1 pseudogene is annotated in these 282 nt (G+C 81.2%); it reads left to right on the top strand.

Features of this window, described 5'->3' with window-relative positions:
• Positions 1-282 (top strand): annotated as a pseudogene (locus tag LO771_RS30430) (hypothetical protein); the annotation flags it as partial.

The following is a 282-nucleotide window of genomic DNA, read 5'->3' as shown; positions in this document are numbered from 1 at the left end:
TGCTGCCGGCCCTCCCCGACCGGCTGCCGTCCGCCGCGCTCCGCGACGCCGTCCGGGGGGCCGCCGAGGAGGCGGGGCTGGCGGCCACCGCCGACGCGCCCCACCTGGCGGACGCCCTGCGGGCGCTGGCGGACCGGCAGGTGCTCACCGGCGGGGGAGCGGGCACCGGGCCGGGCGCCGGATCCGGCGTGGGAGCCGACTCCGGTTCCGGCTGCGACTGCGACTGCGACTGCGACTGCGACACCGACACCGACTCCGGCCTCCGCGCCGACGGCGAGGTGG

It is taken from the genome of Streptacidiphilus sp. ASG 303 (assembly GCF_020991365.1).
In the GTDB taxonomy this organism is placed as follows: Bacteria; Actinomycetota; Actinomycetes; order Streptomycetales; family Streptomycetaceae; genus Peterkaempfera.
The sequence above is the reverse complement of the archived record's forward strand: the minus strand, read 5'-3'. Positions and strand labels throughout refer to the sequence as shown.